Raw genomic sequence first — 6,253 nt, 5'->3', positions numbered from 1 at the left:
GGTGGGGGCGCTCTCGCAGGCCGCCGATCCGGCCGCGGCCACCGCGGCGCTGCTCCGGGCGCTGACATGTTGAGCGGGGGCCCGCCCGCTACCGGAGGCGTCGAGAAGGGGCCCTTCCGTGCGGACGTGGCGGTGGTGGGGGCGGGACCGGTCGGGCTGGCGGTCGCGTGGCGGTGCGCGCAGCGCGGGCTGCGGGTGGTGGTGCACGATCCCGCGCCGGGCTCCGGCGCCTCGCACGTCGCCGCGGGCATGCTGTCGCCGGTCGCCGAGGCCTACTTCGGGGAGCGCGAGCTGACCGGGCTGCTCGCCGAGTCCGCCGCCCGCTGGCCCGGCTTCGCCGCCGAGCTGGCCGAGGCCGCCGGCACCGGGTTCGGCTACCGCACCGACGGCACGCTGGTGGTCGGGTTGACCGCCGACGACCTGGCCGAGGCGCGCCGGCTCTGGACGTACCAGCAGAGTTTGGGACTGCCCATCACGCCGCTGCGCCCCTCCGCGCTGCGGGAGCGCGAACCGGCGCTGGCCCCGCGGGTGCGCGGCGGCGCGGTCGCCCCCGGCGACCACCAGGTCGACCCGCGCCGACTCGTCGCCGCGCTGCGGACCGCCGCCGAACGGGCCGGCGTGGCGTGGCGGCCGGGCGCGGTGGGTGACCTGTCCGGGGTGGACGCCCGCGTCACCGTGGTCGCCGCCGGCTGCGGCGCGGCGGCGCTCACCGGCCTGCCGGTCCGGCCGGTGAAGGGGCAGGTGCTCCGGCTCCGCGCGCCCGGCCGCGGCGCGCCGGACTTCCGGCACGTGATCCGGGGGTACGCCGACGGTGAGTCGGTCTATCTGGTGCCCCGGGACAGCGGGGAGGTGGTGGTCGGGGCGACCGTCGAGGAGCGCGCCGACACCGAGGTGACCGCCGGCGCGGTGCTCCGGCTGCTCCGCGCGGCCGTGGACCTGGTCCCCGGGCTGGCCGAGTACGACCTGGTGGAGGCGTCCGCCGGGCTGCGCCCCGGTACGCCGGACAACGCGCCGATCATCGGGCCGCTGCCCGGCCGGCCCGGCGTGCTCGCCGCCACCGGACACCACCGGCACGGCATCGTGCTCACCCCGGTCACCGCGGACCTGGTCGCCGAGCTGATCGTCACCGGCGAGCCGGACCCGCTGCTCGCCCCCTTCACCCCCGACCGGTTCGCCCGGGCGGACCGGGCCGTGTCCGCCAGCGAGGAGGAGACGTGCGACTGACCGTCAACGGCACCGGGCGGGACATGCCCGGCGGGACGACCGTCGCGGAGCTGGTCCGTGCGGTCACCGAGCAGCGGCGGGGCCTGGCCGTCGCGGTGAACGGCGAGGTGGTGCCGCGGGGCGGCTGGCCGGCGACCGTGCTGCGCGACGGTGACCGGGTCGAGGTGCTCAGCGCCGCCCAGGGCGGGTGAGCGCGGTGTCCCTCGAACTCGGCGGGGTCACGTTCGGCTCCCGGCTCATCCTGGGCACCGGTGGCGCGGCCAACCTGCACGTGCTGGAACAGGCGATCCGTGCGTCCGGCACCGAGCTGGTGACGCTGGCGCTGCGCCGGGTGGACACCGCCCCGGGCACCGCCGGCGGGCTGCTCGACCTGCTGGACCGGTGCGGGGTACGGCTGCTGCCGAACACGGCGGGCTGCTGCACCGCCGCCGAGGCGGTGAAGGTGGCCCACCTGGCCCGGGAGGCGTTCGACACCGACTGGGTGAAGCTGGAGGTGATCGGGGACGAGCGCACCCTGCTGCCCGACGGGGTGGAGCTGCTGCGCGCGGCGGAGGAGCTGGTCGCGGACGGGTTCACCGTGCTGCCGTACACGTCGGACGATCCGGTGCTGGCCCGGCGGCTGGCCGATGTGGGCTGCGCGGCGGTGATGCCGGCCGGCGCCCCGATCGGCTCGGGGCTGGGGGTGAGCAACCCGCACCACATCCGGCTGATCCGGCAGAGCGTGGGTGTGCCGGTGATCCTCGACGCCGGCATCGGCACCGCCTCGGACGCGGCGCTCGCCATGGAGCTGGGCTGCGACGCGGTACTGCTGGCCAGCGCGGTCACCCGGGCCGCCGACCCGGTGGCGATGGCGACCGCGATGCGGTACGCGGTCGAGGCGGGGCGGCTCGCGTACCGGGCGGGTCGGATCGCCCGCCGCTTCCACGCGCTCGCCTCCACCCCCGACGACGGCAGGCCGGACCTGTGACCGCCCCAATCGCGGACCCGGCTCCAGATCTTGGAAGGAAGTGGCCCCTGGCGGGGCCGAAGTCTTCCAAGATCTCGGGCAACGCCCTGCCGTCGGGCGTCGTGCTGCTGAGCGATCGGCGGGTTGCGCGGGGGGCGCTCGTGGAGGTCGTCGCGGGGGCTGTGGGTGGGGGCGTGCGATGGGTGGTGCTGCGGGAGAAGGACCTGCCCCGCGCCGAGCGCCTCGCCCTCGCCGTCGAGCTGCGCGCGGTGCTCGCCGAGGCGGGCGGCGCGCTGATCGTCGCCGGCGCCGACCCGCTCGACGGCGACGCCGTCCACCTCCCGGCGGCCGGCCCCTACCCACCGCCGCGCGTCGGACTGGTTGGCCGCTCCTGCCACGACCAGGCGGAACTCGCCCGGCTCACCACTGAGGACTACGTCACCCTCTCGCCGGTCTTCCCGACCCGGACCAAACCCGGCTACGGCCCACCCCTCGGCCCGGCCGGCCTCGCCGAGCTGACCCAGGTCAGTCCGGTCCCGGTCCTGGCCCTCGGCGGCATCGAGACCCCCGACCAGGTGAAGGCGTGCGTCCAGGCAGGCGCGGCGGGTGTGGCCGTGCTCGGTGCCCTCATGCGCGCAGACGACCCCGCCGAGACAGCCACCACGCTGGGCAGCGCCTTCGATGAGGCGGCCACCCCCGAGCCGTCCAGCCCGCAGCCCCCGACCGTGCCCACGGAGGGATCAAGCCTGACCGCCCGGAGTGGGCACGGTCGGCCGCAGCCCCCCACCGGGAGGGAAAAGCCATGACCCCACGAACAGTGCTCACGATCGCCGGATCAGACTCCGGCGCAGGAGCCGGCATCCAGGCCGACCTCAAGGTCTTCGCCGCCCTCGGCGCGTACGGCACCAGCGTGATCACCGCCGTCACGGCGCAGAACACCCGGGGTGTGGACGCCGTCCTGCCGCTGCCCCCGCGGACCGTCCGCGACCAGCTCGACAGCGTGCTCGGCGACTTCACGGTGCGGGCGGTCAAGACCGGCATGCTCGGCACGCCGGCGGTCGCCGACGCGGTGGCCGAGGTGGCGGAGGCGGGCCGGCTGCCCCGGCTGGTCGTCGACCCGGTGCTGGTGGCCACGAGTGGACACCGGCTCGGCGTGGTGGCGGCGGTCGAGCGGCTGCTCCCGTACGCGGAGGTGGCGACGCCGAACTGCGCGGAGGCCGCGGCCCTGACCGGGCGCCCGGTGACCACGGTCGAGGAGATGGTCGCGGCGGCCGAGGCCCTCGCGGCCGGTGGGCCGGCGCACGTGGTGGTCACCGGCGGTGACGTGGACGCCGGCGGCGAGTCGGTGGACGTGCTGGCCGGCGGGGGGACGACCACGCTGCTGCGGGCGCCGCGGGTGGTCACCCGGCACAGCCACGGCACCGGCTGCTCGTTCTCGGCGGCCCTCGCCGTGCGGCTGGCGGCCGGTGACCCGGTGCCGGCCGCGGTGGCCGCCGCCAAGGAGTACGTGACCCGCGCGCTGGTCGGCGCGCGGCACTGGGAGCTGGGCGCCGGACGTGGCCCGCTCGACCACTTCGGCTGGTCCCGTTGACCATCAGGGAGGCTGACATGCAGGCACGACGCAAGGTCTACGTGGAGGGATCGCGGCCGGACCTCCGGGTGCCCTTCGCCGAGGTGGAGCTGACCGGGGACAACCCGCCGGTCCGGCTCTACGACACCTCCGGGCCCGGCTCCGACCCGGAGGTCGGGCTGCCGCCGCTGCGCGGCCCGTGGATCGCCGGGCGCGGCGATGTCGCGCCCGTCCGGGGAGCCGGAACACCGCTGGCCGGCGCGGACGGGAAGCGCCCGACCCAGCTCGCGTACGCCCGGGCCGGGATCGTCACCCCGGAGATGGAGTTCGTGGCGATCCGGGAGGGCGTCGCGCCGGAGTTCGTCCGGGACGAGATCGCGGCCGGGCGGGCCGTGCTGCCGCTCAACGTCAACCACCCGGAGTGCGAGCCGGCGATCATCGGCAAGGCGTTCCTGGTGAAGGTGAACGCCAACATCGGCACCTCGGCGGTCAGCTCCTCGATCGCCGAGGAGGTGGAGAAGCTGACCTGGGCCACCCGGTGGGGCGCGGACACCGTGATGGACCTCTCCACCGGTAAGCGGATCCACGAGACCCGCGAGGCGATCGTGCGGAACTCGCCGGTGCCCATCGGCACCGTGCCGATCTACCAGGCGCTGGAGAAGGTCGGCGGCGACCCGGTGAAGCTGAGCTGGGAGGTGTTCCGCGAAACCGTGGTCGAGCAGGCCGAGCAGGGCGTCGACTACATGACCGTGCACGCCGGGGTGCTGCTGCCGTACGTGCCGCTCGCGGTGGACCGGGTGACCGGGATCGTCTCCCGGGGCGGCTCGATCATGGCGGCCTGGTGCCTGGCGCACCACGAGGAGAACTTCCTCTACACCAACTTCCGGGAGCTGTGCGCGCTGCTCGCGAGGTACGACGTCACCTTCTCCCTCGGCGACGGGCTGCGGCCGGGCTCGATTGCGGACGCCAACGACGAGGCGCAGTTCGCCGAGCTGCGGACCCTCGGCGAGCTGACGAAGGTGGCCTGGGAACACGACGTCCAGGTGATGATCGAGGGCCCCGGGCACGTGCCGATGCACAAGATCAAGGAGAACGTGGACCTGCAGCAGGAGTGGTGCCACGAGGCCCCGTTCTACACGCTCGGTCCGCTGACCACGGACATCGCGCCCGCGTACGACCACATCACCTCGGCGATCGGGGCCGCCATGATCGGCATGTTCGGCACCGCGATGCTCTGCTACGTGACCCCGAAGGAGCACCTCGGGCTGCCCGACCGGGACGACGTGAAGGCGGGTGTGATCGCGTACAAGATCGCCGCGCACGCCGCCGACCTGGCCAAGGGGCACCCGGGAGCGCAGGCCTGGGACGACGCGCTCTCGAAGGCGCGCTTCGAGTTCCGCTGGGAGGACCAGTTCAACCTTTCGCTGGACCCGGAGACCGCGCGGTCGTACCACGACGCGACGCTGCCGGCCGAGCCGGCGAAGACGGCGCACTTCTGCTCGATGTGCGGTCCGAAGTTCTGCTCCATGAAGATCACCCAGGAGCTGAAGGACTACGCGGCGCGGGGGATGTGGGACAAATCCGAAGAATTCCCCTCCGCCGGGGCGCGGGTCTACCTGCCGCTGGCCTGACCCGCTCCGGGACGGGCCGGTCGCACCGTCGGCCCGCCCCGGAGGTCAGTCGCGGTGGTGGCGGCCGGTCCGCAGGGTACGGGCGTCGTCCGGGTCGTCGTCCGAGGCGAGGCCGGCGACCCAGTCGACGTACTCCTCGTCCCGCCCGAGCGCCTCGGCCTCGGGCGCCGCGGCCTCCTTGGCCCGGTTGCGCCGGAACAGGCCGCGCCGCTGCTTCGCCTTCCCGTTGCCGGCCTCCGCGGCCGCCTCGGTCGGCGCGGCCGGGGACTCTCCGGTCTGCGGGTCGTCGCCGGTCGGCGCCCCCGCTGCGGCCGGCGCGGCGTGCCGCCCGTCCTCGCCGGACCCCGGGTCCTCCCCGGCGGCGGGGGTGGGCTGCCGAGTGGCGGCGAAGGCGTCCCAGGTGGCGCCGCGGCCCAGGTCCGGCAGGGCACGGTGGCGGGGACGCGGCGTGGGCTCGACCCGGGGCGGCTCGGTCGCGGCGCCGCCGTCCCCACTGGTGCCGTCCGGGTCGCCGCCATTGCGGCGCGGGGCGACCGGCCGCCGGGAGGCGGGCCGGACGCTGCCCGGCCCGTCCGACAGGTCCTCGAAGATCGGGAAGCGTGGGCGGGGCGATGCCGGGGCGTCCGTCTTCGCGGCGCGGTCCGCGGCGACCGGCTCGGGGTCGAAGAAGAACCTCCGCTCCGGCGCCGGGCCGTCGGCGCTGGCCGGCGCGTCCGGCGACGTGGCGAGCGGAGCCGCCGGCTCGTCGGGCCCGGCGGGGGGTTCGGCCGGCGTGGTGGGCGCCGCCGCGTCTGGAGCCGCGGGCGGCGCGGGGGCCCCGTCGGGGGGCTGGGCGGGGGGGGGGGGCGCCGGCGCGGCCGGGGCCGCCGGGGGCGCGGCGGG

Annotated in this window: 6 protein-coding genes and 1 pseudogene; 6 read left to right on the top strand and 1 reads right to left on the bottom strand. The window is 76.0% G+C overall.

Annotation, left to right across the window (positions count from 1 at the left end; genetic code table 11):
• Window positions 1-66: 66 nt before the first annotated feature.
• From thiO to thiC, 6 genes are all read left to right on the top strand, one after another.
• The gene (thiO, locus tag ACWEVO_RS26965) at window positions 67-1,224 is read left to right on the top strand and encodes a glycine oxidase ThiO (RefSeq protein WP_452310303.1); all 1,158 of its coding nucleotides are present in this window, start codon (window positions 67-69) and stop codon (window positions 1,222-1,224) included.
• The gene (thiS, locus tag ACWEVO_RS26960; RefSeq protein ID WP_452310302.1) at window positions 1,215-1,415 is read left to right on the top strand and encodes a sulfur carrier protein ThiS; all 201 of its coding nucleotides are present in this window, start codon (window positions 1,215-1,217) and stop codon (window positions 1,413-1,415) included. The genes thiO and thiS overlap by 10 nt, the downstream gene beginning before the upstream one ends.
• The gene (locus ACWEVO_RS26955; protein ID WP_452310301.1) at window positions 1,412-2,191 is read left to right on the top strand and encodes a thiazole synthase; all 780 of its coding nucleotides are present in this window, start codon (window positions 1,412-1,414) and stop codon (window positions 2,189-2,191) included. Before thiS ends, ACWEVO_RS26955 begins: the two co-directional genes overlap by 4 nt.
• An 86-nt stretch (window positions 2,192-2,277) precedes the next feature.
• Window positions 2,278-2,976: a thiamine phosphate synthase gene (locus ACWEVO_RS26950; protein WP_452310304.1), complete on the top strand. Its 699-nt coding sequence runs from the start codon at window positions 2,278-2,280 to the stop codon at window positions 2,974-2,976.
• Window positions 2,973-3,761: a bifunctional hydroxymethylpyrimidine kinase/phosphomethylpyrimidine kinase gene (thiD, locus tag ACWEVO_RS26945; protein WP_452310300.1), complete on the top strand. Its 789-nt coding sequence runs from the start codon at window positions 2,973-2,975 to the stop codon at window positions 3,759-3,761. The genes ACWEVO_RS26950 and thiD overlap by 4 nt, the downstream gene beginning before the upstream one ends.
• Window positions 3,762-3,778: 17 nt before the next feature.
• Window positions 3,779-5,371, top strand: a complete 1,593-nt coding sequence (gene thiC, locus ACWEVO_RS26940; protein WP_452310299.1) for a phosphomethylpyrimidine synthase ThiC — start codon at window positions 3,779-3,781, stop codon at window positions 5,369-5,371.
• 45 nt (window positions 5,372-5,416) lie between these two features.
• Here thiC and ACWEVO_RS26935 read toward each other — a convergent pair.
• Window positions 5,417-6,253, bottom strand: a pseudogene (locus ACWEVO_RS26935) (hypothetical protein); the annotation flags it as partial.

Source organism: Micromonospora sp. NPDC003776 (genome assembly GCF_053605645.1).
This window is presented reverse-complemented; position numbering and strand designations above follow the sequence as displayed.

What these genes read in the sequence shown, in the direction of transcription:
- thiD (WP_452310300.1), top strand. Translation starts at nt 2,973, where the DNA reads ATGACCCCACGAACAGTGCTCACGATCGCCGGATCAGACTCCGGCGCA.
- thiC (WP_452310299.1), top strand. Translation starts at nt 3,779, where the DNA reads ATGCAGGCACGACGCAAGGTCTACGTGGAGGGATCGCGGCCGGACCTC.
- thiO (WP_452310303.1), top strand. Translation starts at nt 67, where the DNA reads ATGTTGAGCGGGGGCCCGCCCGCTACCGGAGGCGTCGAGAAGGGGCCC.